Genomic DNA, 18,535 nt, shown 5'->3' on the forward strand with positions numbered 1-18,535 from the left:
GCCTGCGAGTCTTATTCCAGCCCTTTTTTGCTATACAGCGTGACTTTATCCGATACCAGCGTGACTTTAATATGTTTGCTGTCGTTGCCCCAGGTGCAGTTGGTGTGCAGGGTTTTCTCTTCGCACTGATCTGCTGAGCCAAGGAGCTGCTCAAGTTCAGTCTTGTCCATGCCTACTTCGATTTTGTCGTAGTTTTCCATACTTACTTTAGAGCAGGCGGCCAGGCCGAGAAGCAGAGTCAGGGTTAAAATTTTTTTCATAGTAGTTTCCGTCAGTGTCTGTATTTTCTGATTTGGAAGATGATCCCCATTTTGGGATGATCTAAATAATGGATGTCGCCGCTGTATACCCGGGTAAACTGAGACATTCTGGCGCTCTCTAAGTCGCCCTCATCACTTTTGTAATGATAGTCAAAGTTACTGGTGACGTATAAATAATGCCGTATGTGGATTTTCATCCAGCCCTGTAGCTGCCACAGTGTCGGAGCTTGTTCTTTTTGCGCAACTTGTTTGGGCTCACCCAGCAAGCTGATAAAGCCGTCGTCTTGGGCACCTAAACGAGCCACATAGCTGGCGGGTTGCTCGAACTTTTGTCCGCCATAAATCAGTATATTAGGCGCACGCTTTTTACTTTGGTCGGGAAAGCGCCAGCCGGTGTGCAGAATGGGTTCAAGTCCTTTCCTTTTTAGCTGATTGAGCACGCTGTCAAACCTTAGCTGTTCTTCATTAAGCAAGTAAATGCTTTGCTTATGGTCTTGTGGCTCAGCGTAGGGCGTCAGCGGTAGCTGCTGATACTTCTCCATATAGTCTGCGCCGTCAGCGCAATGCCAGGACGCATCCTGTTGAACAAAGCGGCTGGTAACCGGGCGCGGATCAAAACGACTGTCACCATTGAGGCAAGCCTGCTGGCCGGCACTGTTGTAGCCCTTAGTAAGCAGGTCCAGCGTTCGGTTTAAATCCAGCTCGGGATTTTCAATGGTAAAATCCTCTTGCAGTTGCTCGTTATCCTGCTGAGCGAAGGCGATCAGCTCAACTTCATACCAGCGTTTTGCGCTGGCAGGTGCAGAGGCAAGCATCGCTGTGCTTAGTATTGTCAGTGAAAGGGCCGTCCTTATCATGCCACCGCCTTTTTCTGAAAGTCGTCTATCATTGCATTTACCAGTTTTAAGCGTTCCTGACCATTTTTCTCTTCGATATTAAAGCGTAACTTACTGGCACCTTCCATACGGTACACAGCCGGGTTGCTTTGTATCAGAGCAATGATGAATGTCGGGTTAACCGTGGTACTGGCGCTGAATTCAAAGTAGCCGCCTTTTTGGTTGGCTTCTACTTTGGTGATCCCCAGTTTAGCCGCTTTTGATTTCAAAAGTTGGATACTAAAGAGGTTTTTCGCAGCATCCGGCAACAGGCCGAAGCGGTCGATAAGCTCAACCTTTAGCTCGTCCAGTGCTTCTTCATCATTGGCGCTGGCAATGCGCTTGTACAAGCTCAGGCGCATATTAACGTCATGGATATAGTCATCAGGCAGCAGGGCGGGGATTTTCAGGTCCACATCGCTTTGCTGTTGTAACAGGTTCTCAAGGGTCGGCTCTTTGCCTTCTTTGAGTGCCTGAACGGCCTGTTCCAGCATTTCCATATACAGGGTAAAGCCCACCGTCTGGATCTGACCACTTTGCTCATCACCGAGCAATTCACCGGCACCCCGTATCTCTAAGTCGTGGGTTGCCAGGGCAAAGCCGGCACCAAGATCTTCCAGTGATTCGATGGCCTGAAGGCGTTTTACCGCATCTTTGGTGAGCGTCTGGCTGTTGCGGGTGAGCAGGTAAGCATAAGCCTGATGGTGGCTACGGCCAACCCGGCCACGTAACTGGTGCATTTGCGCCAGGCCCAGCTTGTCTGCGCGGTCCATGATGATGGTATTGGCAGACGGAATATCAATCCCGGTTTCAATGATGGTGGTACACACCAGCACATTATGCTTTTGGTGATAAAAATCGCTCATCAGCTGCTCAAGCTCTTTTTCACGCATCTGGCCGTGGGCGATGGCAATGCTGGCTTCGGGCACCAGTGCGGCAATGTCGGCTGCGGTTTTATCTATGGTCTCGACATTGTTGTGCAGGAAGTAGACCTGACCACCGCGTTTAATTTCCCGCAGAATGGCTTCGCGGATCACCTCATCGTTACGCTCTTGCACAAAGGTTTTAACCGCCAGGCGTTTTGCTGGTGGCGTGGCAATGATTGACAGGTCACGCATGCCACTCATGGCCATATTCAGCGTTCTGGGAATAGGCGTGGCAGTGAGGGTGAGTATGTCTACATCCGCGCGCAGCTGTTTGATTTTCTCTTTTTGTCTGACCCCAAAGCGATGCTCTTCGTCGACAATCAGCAGGCCTAAGTCTTTATACTTGATGCTCTGTTGCAGCAGCTTGTGTGTACCAATGACAATATCGAGCTGGCCGTTTTCGAGCTTATCCAGGGTGTCTTTTTGCTCTTTGCTGCTGTTAAAGCGAGACAATACGCCCACCTCAATAGGCAAAGAGGCAAAGCGGTCGCGGAAGTTTTCATAGTGTTGCTGCGCCAGCAAAGTGGTGGGGACCAGCACGGCGACTTGTTTGTTGTCGTTAATGGCCACAAATGCGGCGCGCATTGCCACTTCAGTTTTACCAAAGCCAACGTCACCACACACCAGGCGGTCCATTGCCAGTGGCGTTTGCATATCACCCAAGACGGCGTCAATGGCGTTACGTTGATCGTCAGTTTCTTCAAACGGGAAGGTATCGCTGAATTCCCGATAGGCCTGGCCATCGAGCTTAAATAAATGGCCGGGCTTGCTTTGGCGCTTAGCGTAAATGTCCAAAAGCTCGGCGGCAACATCACGGACTTTTTCAGCCGCGCGGCGCTTGGCTTTTTCCCATACATCAGAGCCTAGCTTGTGCAGCGGCGCCGAGGCCTCTTCACCACCAGAATAGCGGCTTAGCATATGCAGTGCCGATACCGGCACATATAACTTAGCATCATTGGCATAGATGATGGTTACAAACTCAGTGGCAACACCGGCTGCGTCGATGGTTTGCAGGCCAAGATAACGCCCGACACCATGGTCCAGGTGCACAATCGGCTGGCCTTCTTTAAGCTCGGCCAGGTTGCGAATAAGTGCATCCTGACCCTGATCGTATTTATGCTTGCGACGGCGGCGCTGCGACACCTTAATGCCCAGCAGCTCTTGTTCTGTTAGTATGCTCAGTGGCTTGTCACCATCCAGCATTACCGAGCGCTCCAGCGGACTGACTACCAGGCCCACATCGTTACGCGCAGCGACAAAGTCGCCAAAGCTGTCGAATTCTTTGAGTTTCAGGCCGCTTGGTTTGAGCAAGGTCATCAAAGATTCGCGACGACCATCCGATTCAACACTGAACAGCACCCGGCCTTTGTTCTTCTTCTGGGTGGCAATGTAATCCAGCAAGGGCTTGTAAGGGTCGGCCTGTTTATGGTCAACGCGAACATCGCTTACCAAATTGGCGCTGAGGTTAGTATGACCGGCTTTGGTGCCCAAGCTTGCTTCACTCAGACGAATTCTGGGGTAACGTGCAAAGCCCTCAAACAGGGTTTCGACATTTTGATACAGGCGCACCGGCTCCAGCAGAGGGCGCAGCGGGTCAACCCGACGGCTTTCATAGCGTTTGTTAACATCGAGCCAGAACTCCGAGGCGGCTTGCTCAATATCACCCAGGTGCATAAGCACCGCTTGTTCCGGCAGATAGTCAAAAATCGTGGCAACTTGCTCATAAAACAACGGCAAATAGTATTCGATACCCGCCGGCCAGTTGCCGCGAGTAACCTGCATATAAATGGAGTCCTGCTCACTGCTTGCGCCAAAGGTCTCCCGATACGCAATCCGAAAACGTTCTATGTCTTCGTCATTGGTTGGAAATTCATGGGCCGGTAGCAGGTCGATTGACTTGATCTGCTCGCTGGAGCGTTGGGTTTCAATATCAAACAGGCGAATACTGTCGAGTTCATCATCGAAAAAGTCGAGTCTGAATGGCGTGGTGCTGCCCATCGGGAACAAGTCTATGATAGAACCGCGCACGGCAAATTCGCCGTGCTCCATCACCTGCTGCACATTGCGATAACCGGCCTGTGCCAGTGTTTCTTTGAGCTTTTGTGCATCCAGCGAGTCACCAACTTTAAACTGTAAGGCATTACCGTAAATAAACTCCGGCGGTGCGGTGCGTAACATTAAAGTCGACACCGGCAGCAGTAATACGCCCTGATGTTGTTGGCGCAAAGAGTTCAGACTGGCAAGACGCTGCGAGATAATGTCCTGGTGCGGCGAAAAGTGATCGTAAGGTAAGGTTTCCCAGTCGGGAAAAACATGGACTTTGTCTTCGCCCAGCAAATAACCCAGCTCAGTCTCCAGGCGCAGCGCACTTGGCGTGTCGGGGGTGACGACCACAACCAGTGCATCATGTTGCCTGACGCCCTCGCTGATGGCAATGGACATGCTGCTACCGACCAGCTGGCCCCAATGGATTTTATCCTTTTGTGATTTGACCCAGGGAAGTTTGCTCCACTGCGCTGTTGCCATTCATATACTCCTGTTACTGCACGTTGTTTTTATTACACTGTGTTTTATTCAATGCACTTTTGCGATGATAAAACAGAACGGCCTGACTGAATGTCTAGGCCGTTTGATGGGATGATTTAGTCCCGATAGATTTTGCAAAGATCCTGATAGTGGTCGATGCGACGATCTCTCAGGTACGGCCAGATGCGTCGTACCGACTCGCTGCGGCTTGGGTCCAGTTCAACCACCAGAAGCTGCTCTTCAGACTCGCTGGCGTGTGCCAGTAGTTCACCCTGAGGCCCGGCAACAAATGAGTTACCCCAGAACTGGATCCCCTCGCTTTGCGCGCTAGGGTCGGTTTCGTGGCCAACGCGGTTGACACTTAACACTGGCAGGCCATTAGATACGGCATGAGCGCGCTGTGCTACCATCCAGGCATCGCGCTGACGAATTTGCTCGTCTTTATCATCGCGCGGATCCCAGCCAATAGCGGTCGGGTAGATCAACATGTCAGCACCAGCCATCGCCATTAAGCGTGCGCCTTCCGGGAACCATTGATCCCAGCATACCAGTACACCCAGTTTACCGACTGAGGTTTGAATTGGGGTAAAGCCCATGTCGCCCGGTGTAAAGTAGAACTTTTCATAAAAGCCCGGGTCGTCGGGAATGTGCATTTTACGATATTTACCGGCAATGCTCCCGTCGGCTTCAAACACGACCGCCGTGTTGTGATACAAGCCGGTTGCGCGTTTTTCGAAAAGCGAGGCAACGATCACCAGGTTCAGCTCTTTGGCAAGCTGGCAAAATAGGTCTGTACTTGGGCCTGGAATGGTTTCTGCCAGGTCAAAAAGGTCGGTGTCCTCGGTCTGGCAAAAATACAGGCTGCGATGAAGCTCCTGCAATACCACAAGTTTAGCGCCCTGGGCCGCCGCATCGCGGATCCCCGCAATGGACTTGTCCAGGTTGTTTTGTAGATCTGCACTATTGCTGTGCTGAACCAGTGCGACTTTTAACGTGTTGTTGCTCATTAAAATTTAGTCCTGTTTTAAAAATCCGGCGGGTAGCTGCATCGTAATACAGTGCAGGCTGCCAAACTGATGAATAATAGGCAGGCAGTCAATGCCAATCACGGTACGTTCCGGGTGAGCGCTTTGCAATTGAGTCAGCGCTTGGGCGTCGTTGTCATCGCCATATAACGGCATCAAAACGGTGTCATTGATGATCAGATAATTCGCATAGGTGGCAGGTAAACGGTCACCTTCATCGTTAAAGACCGCTTTGGGCCACGGCAGGGCAACCAGGTTGTAAGGTTTTCCTTGCGAGGTACGAAACGACTTAAGTTGTGTTTCCATGGCGCTCAGGGCCGCATAATGCTCATCTTGCGGGTCATCACAGCTGACATACACCAAAGTATCATTGGGGGCAAAGCGCACCAGCGTATCAATATGGCTGTCGGTATCATCACCTGCCAAAAACCCGTGGTCGACCCAAAGGAACTGTTTTGCTCCCAGTGTGTTACTTAGCTTCTGCTCAAGCTCTGTTTTGCTCAGGTGCGGATTACGGTTTGGATTGAGCAAACATTCAGAGGTGGTTAACAGGGTACCGGCTTCGTCAATTTCAATACCGCCGCCTTCAAGTACCAGCTCTATGCGCTCATAGTGGTTTGCAGGGTTGACGATTTGAGCATGAAGCTGCGCGTTTATCTGATTATCCAGCTCGGCCGCAAACTTATTACCCCAGCCATTAAAGGTAAAGTCTTTCACAGACAGCTGACCCGATGCGTCACGGGTAGTGAGTGGACCATGATCGCGGGCCCAGGTGTCATTGCAGGGCGCATCCACGAACACAATTTGCGTCATATCGACGTCCGCTGCTATCAGCGCTTTGGTAATGTGTGCTCTGAGCTCGCTGTTGTGCGCCACAATAACCACTTTCTCAACCTGAGAGATATGCTGACATAAAGCGATATAAACGGGTTCAACCTGGGGTAAAATATCTGCCCAGTCGGTATCTTGATGTGGCCAGGTGAGCATCACCGCATCTTGCGGCGCCCACTCAGGTAAAAGTGTAAAACTCATGGTGTTATCAATCAAAATTAGTAGACGACTAGTTTAGCACTGACAGCTTGGCTGTCAGCTATTTTGTTCGTTTTCGTCAGGCGACTGACGCTTTTTTAGCTGCCGGGTTTGGGCGTGTAAACTGGCTCGGACCAGCAGTTCCTGATCGTTATCGCGGATCTGAGTAAAAGCCAGGGTATAGCGAAAGCCCAAGTCCACGGTTTCTTTGTCTATGACCTGTGCATAACAAAATATGGCACTGGCTTCGTGCTGTAAAAAAACCTTGGTTCTGAAATTCTGCCCTATCTCATAGTCCTGCTCAAGCGTTGCGGTAATGCCACCGCCGCCGTAGCTGTCGCATCTCAACAGCTCGTCTTCAGGTTGCTCTGTGGCCAGAATATGACTCATGATTAAGTCGATTTTTCGTGACTGGGCCTGCAGATAGGCGGCCAGATCGCTTGCTACATCACCCAGGTTACGCAGTGGACGCAGCGCATTTAAGTCCAGCTCGTTGATTTCATTTGCCAGTCTGAACAGCGGTGGAATGGCAGCTTCGAGCTGTGCCTGGCTCTTTGGTACCATGTTGGCATCTACCGGGTACAAATTGATTTGGTTTGATTCGGCAATCTGAAAATATTGCTCGAATGTCTCTTTAAGGTCGCTATGCATATGCCGAAATGATACTGATACTGTCTTTATATCCATATACTAGCGAGTTTTAATCGCACTCGCTAGTATTATGCTGTGGCAAAATTAGACTCTGAACTGTTCTAACATATTTTCCTGCTTGGCAATTTTCTCTACCTGAGACTGCATGGTGTGATCAACGGCCTTGGCTTCATCAAATACGGTGTCAGAAAGATTACGAATTTGCGAGGCGTTATTATTCACCTCTTCTACCACATGCTTTTGTTCACTGATCATATCGGCAATGTTGACATTTAAATCCACAATACTGGCGATAGACTGGCGGATAGACTCCAGCGCGTCGCGGGTATCGTTGGCTTTGCTGACCGACTTTTCCACAATGCTCTGGCTCTGATTCATCACCCCAACGGCACTTTGCGCGCCGCTTTGCAATTGGTCAATCATGGCTTTGATTTCGGTGGTGGCTTCCTGAGTGCGTTGCGCCAGGGTTCTGACCTCATCTGCCACAACGGCAAAGCCACGGCCCGATTCACCAGCACGGGCGGCCTCAATGGCAGCGTTAAGGGCCAGCAGGTTGGTTTGTTCTGCAATGCCATTGATCACCGACAAGATCTGCTCAATGCCCGAAGAAGACACTTCCAGCTCGGCCACCACATCGACCGCTCGCTTGATTTGCAACGACAGCTCAGTGATGGCGTCGGTCGACTCGGCCACTATGGTTTCGCCGTTACTGGCAAGGTTGTCGGTATTTTGTATGGCGTCCGCAGCTTGCTGCGCGGTATCCGCCACTTGCTGCTCTGTGCTCGACATATTGCTTGTCGCGGTTGTCAGTGTATTGAGGGCATTCAGTTGCTCCTCAATGGCCATGGTTGCCTGGTTTGCACCGGTTGATGTTTGACGGGCATCCTCTAACACTTCGTGACCAAGCTGTTGAATGTCTGCGATCAGATTTTGCAGGCGCGAGGTAAAGCGATTAAAGTTTTCTGCTAGTGAGGCAAATTCCGGCTCGCTGGAGGCTTCAAGGCGCACGGTTAAATCGGCATGGCCCTGCGCGATATTCGCCATAGCAAGATTAATGTCTTCAAGTGGTTTTAGTAGTAAGTTAATGACCAAAGAGAGTACAACCACTGCTGCGATAACGGCGATAATTGAGAACAAAGTCGCGTCCTGCGCCATGGTGTCGACCGCTCCGAACACTTTGTCTTTTTCCAGTGCCACACCAACATACCAGTCCAGCCCATCCACATCTTTAAAGGTGACCAGATAGGTGCGGTTGTTCATTTCCACTTCCTGCACCGTTTGTGAAACCTGAGTACGGCCTAAAAATTCGCTTGCTTGCTGGCCATTAAGCTCTGTGTTGGGGTGGGAGATAATGGTACCGTCTTTACTGACCATAAAAGCAAAGCCGGAATCGAAAAGCTCGAACGAGTTGATCATATTACCGAGCTTGGCCAGACTGACATCAAAAAAGATAGCGCCATGGAAACGGCTGGCTTTTTTCACAGGCGTGCCCACCGACACCACGATTTCTTTAGTAACAGAGTCAGCATAGGGCGCGGTCACAATCAGCTGATTTGCCTGCTTGGCACCGGCAAACCAGGGGCGCACTCGTGGATCCCAGGTAGGGCCAGGATCCCAACCCGGGTCGCTGGCCACATACTTGCCTGTGGCGTCTTCGCCGTAGCCTATCAGTAAAAATGTTTCTTTAAGCTTAGGCTGTGAGATAAGCGGCAGGGCTTCCTGCAAGGTGTCGCTTTGTTCAACAAGGCCGGTGGTCAGGACTGCCAAATCAATGGCACCTTGCATTTGCGAGGTCACAGTATTACTGATCCCCTGAATGATTTCTCCAACACTATCATTAACTTGTTGTTGTAGATTATCTTTCAGTAAAAAATACTGTTTGAGTGATAGTAATAACAGGGCCAGAAAGAGCACTGAGGCTGAAACGGCTATTACCTTAAATTTGAACTTCACAGGCATATCTCCTAACTGCTTCCCTCTATAAAGGTAAATCATTGACGGAAACTTTCAATTATTTAGGTATTTAAATAGCCTGGAGCGAGTTTATTCACCCCAGAGTTCATCTAGCTCTTCATCGGACATTTCCAGATAATCCATCACATCATCTTTGATCACCTGCCACTCGGGGTTTTGCTCGCTTACCGGGTTGGTCGATAAATAGGTTTTATGACGGGCAATTTTTAAGATAGTCAGCAAATCGTTACCGAGACTATCCAGCTCTCCAGAAGTGAGAATGCCATCGACATCGTGCTGATAATAAATCACATTAATGACTATCTTTGGCAGTCGCCATTGCTGCGCCAGTAAAGCGCCTATGGTGCCATGGCTGGTATGATATTGTGCGAACTCAAACTGACTGGCCTCAGTCCAGCCATCGGATTGAGCTTTATCCAGGACGCTCTGATAATCGTCAAAGTGTTGGCATAAAATGGGAATACCAACGCCGTGAAACAACCCAAGCATGTAAGCGTGGTTAGCAAGCGCAGGGCGATTAAGGCGATTGCAGATGACGGATGCATGTTGTCCTATCTCTGACTGGGTTTCCCAAAAGTTACTTAAAGCGGGTGGCAAGTCAACGGATGACTTTAAAGCGACGGCTTTCACCAGGGGAATAAGCCGTTTTAGACCCAGCATCATCACAGCCTGTTCAATGGAATCGATCTCGCGAGAGCGCCGAAATGCGGCAGAGTTCACGACTTGCAAAATGGCCGCACTGATCGCCACGTCACTTTGCAGTATGTCGGAGATTTTTGTGATGTTGGGTTCTGGTTGTTTCGCTTCTTCCGAGAATTGCAATAACGCTTGAGGGCGCGGAGGGATATTGACCGTTTTTAAAATAAGTTTTTCTTGCTGTGTGAGGGAAATGGCCATGCAACACTACCTGTACAACTGACTATTATAAAAAGATAGTCAATAATCAACGGTGCAGGCAACTCTCTGTTTCAGGGCGCAGTAAAAAGCAAAAAGCCCCGCTTAAGCGAGGCTTTTGAAACACTATGCGTGTCTATTACACGTTAGCAAGCGCTGCACGTGCGTCAACATATTCCATGTTGAAACCTTCAGCAACTTCTTTGCAGGTGATCTGACCTTTCATTACATTCAGACCATTCAGGAAGTGCTCGTCAGACAATAGCGCCTCTTTGTAGCCCTGGTTTGCAAGCTTGATGATGTAAGGCAGTGTTGCATTGTTCAACGCAAACGTAGAAGTGCGTGGTACTGCGCCTGGCATGTTTGCTACACAGTAGTGAACAACATCATCAACGATGTAAGTTGGCTCTGCGTGTGTTGTTGCTTTAGAAGTGGCGATACAACCACCCTGGTCGATAGCAACGTCAACGATTGCTGCACCAGGCTTCATTGCTTTGATGTGCTCAGCTGTAACTAGTTTAGGAGCAGCTGCACCTGGGATTAGAACACCACCGATCACTAGGTCTGCTTCAACAACGTGCTTCTCTAGCGCATCAACTGTTGAGTAGATAACTTTAGCCTGGCTGCCAAACTGTGCGTTTAGGCTACGCAGAACGTCGATGTTACGGTCAAGGATTGTTACGTCAGCACCCATACCAACAGCCATTTGTGCTGCGTTACGGCCAACCATACCACCACCGATCACAACGACTTTCGCTGGTTCAACACCTGGTACGCCACCCAAAAGCATGCCGCGACCCAGGTTTGACTTTTCAAGTGCCTGCGCACCAGCCTGGATTGACATACGACCAGCAACTTCTGACATAGGTGCCAATAGTGGTAAACCACCACGGTTGTCAGTAACAGTTTCGTATGCAATACAGATTGCGCCGCTCTTAACCAGGTCTTCTGTCTGAGGCAGATCAGGTGCCAGGTGCAGGTAAGTGAACAGGATTTGATCTTCACGTAGCATCGCGCGCTCAACAGCCTGTGGCTCTTTTACTTTCACGATCATGTCTGCTTCTTCAAAAACCTGTGCCGCCGTGTCACGGATCTCAGCACCTACCTGAATGTAGTCTTCATCTGTGAAACCGATACCGATACCGGCATTTGTTTCTACTATTACCTGGTGGCCGTGATTAATCAGTTCACGAACACTTGCTGGAACCATACCAACACGGTACTCGTGGTTTTTTATTTCTTTAGGTACACCAATAATCATAACAATTCGCCTCAATTAAGAACGGGGTAAAAATTTTCGACCATTATAGATATGGTTTGCTAGTATGTCCTACCTTTTTTTATATACTCAGTAGTTATTAATACTGTATTAAGTAAATATTCAGGATAAAAAACTTTTCATGCATACTCAGTTAGATAGAACCGATAGAAAGATTTTAGTTGAACTGCAAAAAGACGGACGAATTTCTAATGTAGAATTGGCCAGAAGGATTGGGCTTAGCGCAACACCTTGCCTGGAGCGGGTCAAAAAGCTTGAGCGTGAAGGTTATATAAAAGGGTATAAGGCCGTGGTAGACCCGGTAAAGCTGGGTCAGGGTCTGCTGGTGTTTGTTGAAGTTACGGTCAACAAAAACTCGCCCGACGTTTTTGACCGGTTTAATCAGGCGGTAAAGCAACACGACGAAATTATTGAGTGTCACTTGGTATCCGGTAACTTCGACTATCTATTAAAAACCAGGGTAACTGATATGTCTGAGTATCGTGGCGTGCTGGGTGAGATATTATTAAAATTGCCCAGTATCAGTGAAAGCCGTACCTATGTTGTTATGGAAGAAGTAAAAGGTGAGCAAGGTGAAGTGATAAAACCTTGTGCACCCTAAGGAAATTCTTGCTAAGGTGTGCAAAAAGTCATGTTAGAATTAACTAAACAGTATTTAGGTATTACATAATGCGCTTAAATGGTATTCAGCGCCTGCTGGAGACTGGCCTGATCATCAGTACGGCGGCGGCAATTTTTACGCTGTGCGCACTCATCAGCTTTGATCCGGCCGATCCCGCCTGGACGCAAACGGGCGAATTTATCAAGGTCAATAACATCACTGGCGCTGCCGGTGCCTGGGTTGCCGATATTCTGCTGCTCAGTTTTGGTTGGCTGGCCTTTCTGGTGCCGGCTTTTATTCAGTTATTCGGCTACTTATTATTTAAAAAACCACACAAATTATTGCAGCTCGATTACACCACGCTGGGATTAAGGCTCATCGGCGGTACTTTGTTTATCACCTCTGCCAGCGCTATCAGCAGCATTAACTTTGATGATATTTACAATTTTTCTTCCGGTGGGGTAGTGGGGGATGTGGTCGCCAGTGCTATGATGCCTGCGTTTAACTTTACCGGCACCACCATTCTATTGTTGTGTTTTTTCTTTGCTGGTTTGACGCTGTTAACCGGCGTTTCCTGGGTTGAGTTTGTTGATTATATCGGCGAAAAGGTGGTGGCGTTTTGTAAGTGGTGTGTTGCTAAGCTTAAGCAGCGTAAAGAAAATCAGTCGGTTATCCCTTCAGGGGAAGTAGATGAATCACAAGCGATAGCAGAGACTACTTCGAGCGCCGCAGTGACACTGAGTGAGCCCAAAGAACAGCAAGCTGAAGACCCCCCGAGCATGCCTGCAATAGAAAGTACTGCTCAGAGCACGGAGTCAGCCGGGGAGCCACAAGATGAGTCTGCAGAGCTTGAAAAGAGCAAACCGAAAAAGCTCAAAGACAGATTGTTTGGCACTAAATCAGACGCTCAGAGCGAGCCTGTGGTAAATCACGCCGAAGAGACTGAAAAAGCAACGCATGATAGCGACGATATTGCCGTCGCGCCGAGTGTTTTTGATGAACTGGACGATATTTTAGAGCAGGAAATTAACTTCTCTGCGGTTGATGATGAGGCCTTTGATACGGTTGCTGCACTAAACGCATTGGACGATACGCCGGCGCCCGCCGAGACCAAAGTGGTGTCACCAGCAAGACCTTTAAAACCCAAAGAAAAACCGGCATCGGGTTATCAGCCGCCACCGACTGCTAAAGAGCAGTTCGAGGCGTTGCTCGAAGCTGAGCCACCGAAAGATCCATTGCCGTCTCTTGATTTGCTCGACAGGCCCGATAAAGCGAAAAACCCAATCTCGGAAGAAGAGCTGGAAGCCGTGTCTCGTCTGGTTGAAGCTAAGCTGCTTGATTTCAATATTCAGGCAAAAGTGATGGGAGTTTACCCCGGTCCAGTTGTTACCCGTTTTGAATTGGATCTGGCACCGGGCATTAAAGTTGCAAAAATCACCGGTCTTGCAAAAGACCTGGCTCGTTCGTTGTCTGCGGTCAGCGTACGCGTGGTGGAAGTGATCCCGGGTAAAACATACGTGGGCCTTGAGCTGCCCAACAAGAACCGTGAAATAGTGCGGTTATCCGAAGTGATCAACGCCCCTAAGTTTGAGCAGAATCCATCACCCTTGACTATGGTACTGGGTAAAGATATCGCTGGCCAGCCTGTGGTGGCCGACCTTGCTAAAATGCCGCATTTGCTGGTCGCGGGTACAACTGGTTCAGGTAAGTCAGTGGGCGTTAATGTGATGATATTAAGCTTGCTATACAAGTCGCCACCAGAAGACGTACGGATGATCATGATTGACCCGAAAATGCTTGAGCTGTCGGTGTATGAAGGTATTCCACACTTGTTATGCGAGGTGGTGACCGACATGAAAGAAGCGGCCAATGCGCTACGCTGGTGCGTAGGTGAAATGGAGCGCCGTTATAAGCTGATGTCGGCTCTGGGGGTACGTAACCTCAAAGGGTATAATCAGAAAATACTGGATGCCAAAGAAGCCGGCCACCCAATCCTGGATCCGTTGTTTAAGGATACGGATGGCATGGCAGATGAGCCACAGGAGCTCGATAAGCTGCCAAGTATTGTCGTGGTGATTGACGAATTCGCTGACATGATGATGATTGTCGGTAAAAAGGTGGAAGAGTTAATCGCCCGGATCGCACAAAAAGCGCGTGCTGCGGGTATTCATCTGGTACTGGCAACCCAGCGTCCTTCTGTTGATGTGATCACGGGTTTGATCAAAGCCAACATCCCAACCCGGATGGCGTTCCAGGTATCGAGTAAAATTGACTCACGCACAATTTTGGATCAGCAGGGCGCTGAAAACCTGCTGGGTATGGGTGATATGTTGTATCTGCCACCAGGCACCAGCGTCCCAATCCGTGTGCATGGTGCGTTTGTCGACGACCATGAGGTACATGCGGTGGTGAGCGACTGGAAAGCGCGGGGTAAACCGAACTATATCGAAGACATCTTATGTGGTGAGGCCACAGAAGATATTTTACTGCCAGGCGAAACAAGCGAGGGTGAAGACGAGGAGTCGGATCCGCTCTACGATGAAGCCGTGGCATTTGTGATTGAAACTGGCAAGGTGTCGGTCTCAAGTGTCCAGCGTAAGCTGCGCGTGGGTTATAACCGCGCGGCTCGTCTGGTTGAACAAATGGAAATGTCCGGCGTTGTTAGTGCGCCCGGGCACAATGGCGCCAGAGAAGTCCTGGTGCCCAAAGGTGGAGCGAATTAATGAAGTTACAACCACTTATCCTGGCCCTGTGTGTTATTGGGGCAACGCCAGCTGCTTTTGCGGCGGCACAAGCAACAGATAAGCAGCCCGTCAGTGTGGCTGCTCAGTCATTAAAAGATAAACTAAAGGGGCTTGAAAGTTTTCGGGCTCAGTTTGAACAAAGTGTGATTGATCACGAGGGCCACCTCATCCAATCAGGTAAAGGTGAAATCGCTTTACAGTATCCCGCGAAAATTCGCTGGCAACAGGATGAACCCGACGAAACACTGCTGGTGTCGGATGGGTTACGTACGGTCTATTTTGATAGCTTCGCGGAGCAAGCGACTATCTTAAACACGCTTGGATTAATTGATACCACCCCCTTTGTGTTGTTAACAACACAAGACCCAAAACAATGGCAAAAGTATCAGGTTGCTGAGATTGCCGGAGGCTATCGGATAGAACCTGTTCAGTCGGGGGCTCAGGTGGAGCGCCTCGACGTTTTGTTTGCTGACGGCGGCCTGAAGATTGGCCAACTAAACGTGACGGATTCATCGGGCCAGATCTCCAGCTTTGAGTTTAGCGATGCGCAGGTTAATGTACCAATCGATGCCGCGCAGTTTAAGTTTGTGATCCCTGAAGGGGTGGTCGTCGACGACCAGACTCAAAGTGACTAATCTGGGGTTTGACTTTGCGCCCGACGTGCGGCCACTGGCTGCACGAATGCGCCCAACCGAACTTGACGGCTACATAGGTCAAAGCCATATCCTGGGCTCAGACAGCCCACTGCGCCGTGCAATCACTCAGGGACGCTGCCATAGTTTGATTTTATGGGGTCCGCCTGGCGTGGGCAAAACTACGCTTGCCGAAATCATTGCCCATCATGCGAATGCGCAACTTTGTAAGCTCTCTGCCGTCACAGCCGGAGTTAAAGAGATCCGCGAGCAAGTGCTCGATGCAAAACATCGTCTGAGCCAGAGCGGTATGCGAACCATATTGTTCGTCGATGAAGTCCACCGCTTTAATAAGTCGCAGCAGGATGCCTTTTTACCACATATTGAAGACGGCACCTTTATTTTTATCGGCGCAACCACGGAGAACCCGTCATTTGCGCTCAACAACGCGATATTATCCCGCGCACGGGTTTACACACTCAAGCCGCTGAGTCTTGACGAGCTTGCTCAGGTGCTGCGCCAGGCACTGGCTCAGGATAAAGAGCTGAGTCGTCAGCAGGTAACCCTGGACGATGCCGTCATTGAGGCGTTGTCACGTGCCGCAGACGGTGATGCCAGAAAAGCGCTAAACCTGCTTGAGCAGGCCACGGACTTAGGTGCCAGCGGGGATGGGCAAATTGTAATCGACGAAGTGGTGTTAAAGCAGGTTTTACCCTCGCACCTGGCGAAATATGACAAAGGCGGCGACATCTATTACGATTTGATCTCGGCGTTTCACAAATCAGTACGAGGCAGTGACCCAGATGCCGCTTTATACTGGTATTGCCGTATTCTAGCCGGAGGGGGCGATCCGCTCTATGTGGCCAGACGGCTACTGGCGATTGCGACAGAAGACATAGGCAATGCCGATCCTCGTGCCATGCAGGTGGCGCTCAATGCCTGGGATATTTATCACAGAGTGGGGCCCAGTGAAGGCGAGCGAGCCATCGCACAGGCGACCATTTACCTGGCCAGTGCAGCCAAAAGTAACGCGGTTTACATGGCGTTTAATCAGGCTAAACAGGATGCCGCCAGTGATCCCGATTTTCCGGTGCCGGAACATCTGCGCAATGCGCCCACTAAACTGATGAAAGAGCTGGGCTTTGGTGAAGAATATCGCTATGCGCATAATGAACCTGGGGCGTTTGCCGCTGGAGAGTGTTATTTTCCTGCGGATATTCAGCAGCGCCGTTATTATGAGCCCAGCGACAGAGGCCTTGAAAAGCAAATCGCAGAAAAGCTCCGTTACCTGCGCTCATTAAATGAACAAAGCGCGCAAAAGCGCTATCAAGATAAAGACGAGCGCTGATGGACTTGCTCAAAACTTACCTGATGATTGCAACAGGCGGCGCACTCGGTGCCTGTCTGCGCTTTTTTATTAGTGATATCACCCTAAAACTCTTGGGTAAGGGATTCCCTTTTGGCACGTTGACCGTTAATATTCTGGGTTCACTGTTGATGGGCATTCTCTACGGATTAATTGATAAGCAGATCATAGAAGTATCACCAGCCAAAAGTTTGGTTGGGATTGGCTTCTTGGGTGCTTTAACGACATTTTCTACCTTTTCGATGGACTCTTTGCTGTTGCTTCAGCAAGGTCAGATACTGAAAATGGTACTGAATATAGTGTTGAATGTCGTGATGTGTATTTTCATGGCCTGGATAGGCCTGTGCTTAGTCATGCAAAAAGGTTAAAAGAACAAACTATGTTAGATGCAAAGTATTTACGCCAGGACATTGAGGAAGCAGCAGCGCGTTTGAAAAAACGTGGCTTTGAGCTTGATGTGGCAGCGATTAATGCGCTGGAAGAAAAACGAAAAACACTGCAAACCAAAACGCAGGAGCTGCAAAGTGAGCGTAATAGCCGCTCCAAGGCAATAGGCCAGGCCAAGGCCAAAGGTGAAGACGTACAGCCACTACTGGACGCAGTTGCAGATTTAGGCGATCAGCTTAGCGCTGCAAAAGCAGAGCAAGATGAAGTGCTGGCTCAGTTGCAAGATATCGCAGCAACTTTACCTAACCTGCCGGCCGAAGATGTGCCTGTGGGTGCTGATGAAAGCGAAAATGTTGAAATCAGCAAATGGGGTGAGCCTAAAACATTCGACTTTGAGGTAAAAGATCACGTTGATCTTGGTGAAGCGCTGGGTAAAGGCCTTGACTTTGAAACGGGTGTTAAACTCAGTGGCTCACGCTTTACTGTTATGCGTGGCGGCATTGCGCGTCTGAATCGTGCATTATCACAATTTATGCTCGATACGCACACAGATAAAAATGGCTACACTGAAATGTGTGTGCCTTACCTGGTTAACAAAGCAAGTCTTTACGGTACTGGACAGCTGCCTAAATTCGCAGAAGATCTGTTCCATACAGAAGCGCTGAGTGAAGATCAGGATGGTTACAGCTTGATCCCCACCGCAGAAGTGCCGCTGACCAACTGCGCACGTGACGAAATCTTTGACGAAAAAGAGCTACCTGTTCGCATGACTGCGTACACGCCATGTTTCAGAAGTGAAGCGGGCAGCTATGGCCGTGATACCCGTGGTCTTATCCGTCAGCATCAGTTTGACAAAGTAGAACTGGTTCAGCTGGTCAAGCCTGAGGACTCAATGGCTGCGCTGGAAGAGCTGACAGGCCACGCAGAAGCGATCTTACAAGCGCTGGAACTGCCATATCGTAAAGTAGTACTGTGCAGCGGCGATATGGGCTTTGGTGCGGCGAAAACCTACGACCTGGAAGTGTGGTTGCCAGCACAAAATACCTATCGTGAAATTTCTTCTTGTTCAAATATGCAAGATTTTCAGGCTCGTCGTATGCAGGCGCGTTTCCGCCGTGCCGGTGAGAAGAAGCCTGAGTTGCTGCACACACTGAACGGTTCTGGTCTGGCAATTGGCCGTACCCTGGTAGCAATATTAGAAAACTATCAACAAGCAGATGGTTCTATTGTGGTGCCAACCGTACTAAGACCTTACATGGGTGGTCTTGAAAAAATTCAGTAAAGCACTTAACGCATTGATCTGAGGCCGCATTCCTGCGGCCTTTTTTATTACAAATTAATGAATGTTTTTTTACGCTGACTTTTG

Annotated in this window: 15 protein-coding genes; 6 read left to right on the forward strand and 9 right to left on the reverse strand. The window is 49.6% G+C overall.

The genetic code is table 11. The annotated features are described in order from the left end of the window. Positions 1 to 11: 11 nt before the first annotated feature. From L1285_RS13630 to ald, 9 genes are all read right to left on the reverse strand, one after another. The gene (locus L1285_RS13630) at positions 12 to 260 is read right to left on the reverse strand and encodes a hypothetical protein (RefSeq protein ID WP_046004408.1); all 249 of its coding nucleotides are present in this window, start codon (positions 258 to 260) and stop codon (positions 12 to 14) included. A gap of 11 nt (positions 261 to 271) precedes the next feature. Next, entirely contained in the window at positions 272 to 1,117 is an 846-nt protein-coding gene (locus tag L1285_RS13635; protein ID WP_235412772.1) for a CsiV family protein, read from the reverse strand. Then, the gene (mfd, locus tag L1285_RS13640) at positions 1,114 to 4,587 is read right to left on the reverse strand and encodes a transcription-repair coupling factor (protein ID WP_235412773.1); all 3,474 of its coding nucleotides are present in this window, start codon (positions 4,585 to 4,587) and stop codon (positions 1,114 to 1,116) included. Before mfd ends, L1285_RS13635 begins: the two co-directional genes overlap by 4 nt. 116 nt (positions 4,588 to 4,703) lie before the next feature. Continuing rightward, positions 4,704 to 5,594: a carbon-nitrogen hydrolase gene (locus L1285_RS13645; RefSeq protein ID WP_235412774.1), complete on the reverse strand. Its 891-nt coding sequence runs from the start codon at positions 5,592 to 5,594 to the stop codon at positions 4,704 to 4,706. A 6-nt stretch (positions 5,595 to 5,600) separates the two neighbouring features. Further along, positions 5,601 to 6,644: an agmatine deiminase family protein gene (locus tag L1285_RS13650; protein WP_235412775.1), complete on the reverse strand. Its 1,044-nt coding sequence runs from the start codon at positions 6,642 to 6,644 to the stop codon at positions 5,601 to 5,603. A gap of 54 nt (positions 6,645 to 6,698) precedes the next feature. Beyond that, positions 6,699 to 7,292, reverse strand: a complete 594-nt coding sequence (locus tag L1285_RS13655) for a PilZ domain-containing protein (protein ID WP_235412776.1) — start codon at positions 7,290 to 7,292, stop codon at positions 6,699 to 6,701. Positions 7,293 to 7,376: 84 nt separating this feature from the next. Next, the gene (locus L1285_RS13660; RefSeq protein ID WP_235412777.1) at positions 7,377 to 9,251 is read right to left on the reverse strand and encodes a methyl-accepting chemotaxis protein; all 1,875 of its coding nucleotides are present in this window, start codon (positions 9,249 to 9,251) and stop codon (positions 7,377 to 7,379) included. Between the two features lie 84 nt (positions 9,252 to 9,335). Then, positions 9,336 to 10,163, reverse strand: coding sequence for an HDOD domain-containing protein (locus L1285_RS13665; protein WP_235412778.1), 828 nt, complete (start codon positions 10,161 to 10,163; stop codon positions 9,336 to 9,338). A gap of 136 nt (positions 10,164 to 10,299) precedes the next feature. Then, the gene (gene ald / locus L1285_RS13670) at positions 10,300 to 11,421 is read right to left on the reverse strand and encodes an alanine dehydrogenase (protein ID WP_235412779.1); all 1,122 of its coding nucleotides are present in this window, start codon (positions 11,419 to 11,421) and stop codon (positions 10,300 to 10,302) included. A gap of 139 nt (positions 11,422 to 11,560) precedes the next feature. Here ald and lrp point away from each other — a divergent pair, with 139 nt between their 5' ends. The 6 genes from lrp to serS all read left to right on the forward strand — a co-directional run bounded on the left by lrp (position 11,561) and on the right by serS (position 18,451). Beyond that, on the forward strand, positions 11,561 to 12,040 hold the full coding sequence (lrp, locus tag L1285_RS13675; RefSeq protein WP_046004417.1) for a leucine-responsive transcriptional regulator Lrp: 480 nt from the start codon (positions 11,561 to 11,563) through the stop codon (positions 12,038 to 12,040). 68 nt (positions 12,041 to 12,108) lie between these two features. After that, positions 12,109 to 14,763 carry a DNA translocase FtsK 4TM domain-containing protein gene (locus L1285_RS13680; protein WP_235412780.1) on the forward strand — a complete coding sequence of 885 codons (2,655 nt, stop codon included), beginning with the start codon at positions 12,109 to 12,111 and terminating at the stop codon, positions 14,761 to 14,763. Beyond that, on the forward strand, positions 14,763 to 15,419 hold the full coding sequence (lolA, locus tag L1285_RS13685) for an outer membrane lipoprotein chaperone LolA (protein WP_235412781.1): 657 nt from the start codon (positions 14,763 to 14,765) through the stop codon (positions 15,417 to 15,419). Before L1285_RS13680 ends, lolA begins: the two co-directional genes overlap by 1 nt. Next, positions 15,412 to 16,764 carry a replication-associated recombination protein A gene (locus L1285_RS13690; protein WP_235412782.1) on the forward strand — a complete coding sequence of 451 codons (1,353 nt, stop codon included), beginning with the start codon at positions 15,412 to 15,414 and terminating at the stop codon, positions 16,762 to 16,764. The genes lolA and L1285_RS13690 overlap by 8 nt, the downstream gene beginning before the upstream one ends. A gap of 5 nt (positions 16,765 to 16,769) precedes the next feature. Continuing rightward, positions 16,770 to 17,150 (forward strand): fluoride efflux transporter CrcB, encoded by a 381-nt coding sequence (crcB, locus tag L1285_RS13695; RefSeq protein WP_046004573.1) that lies wholly within the window; start codon positions 16,770 to 16,772, stop codon positions 17,148 to 17,150. Between the two features lie 11 nt (positions 17,151 to 17,161). Beyond that, on the forward strand, positions 17,162 to 18,451 hold the full coding sequence (serS, locus tag L1285_RS13700; protein ID WP_235412783.1) for a serine--tRNA ligase: 1,290 nt from the start codon (positions 17,162 to 17,164) through the stop codon (positions 18,449 to 18,451). The last annotated feature ends 84 nt before the right edge of the window (positions 18,452 to 18,535 follow it).

The sequence above is a fragment of the Pseudoalteromonas sp. DL2-H2.2 genome, from assembly GCF_021532535.1.
GTDB classification, from domain to species: domain Bacteria; phylum Pseudomonadota; class Gammaproteobacteria; order Enterobacterales; family Alteromonadaceae; genus Pseudoalteromonas; species Pseudoalteromonas rubra_A.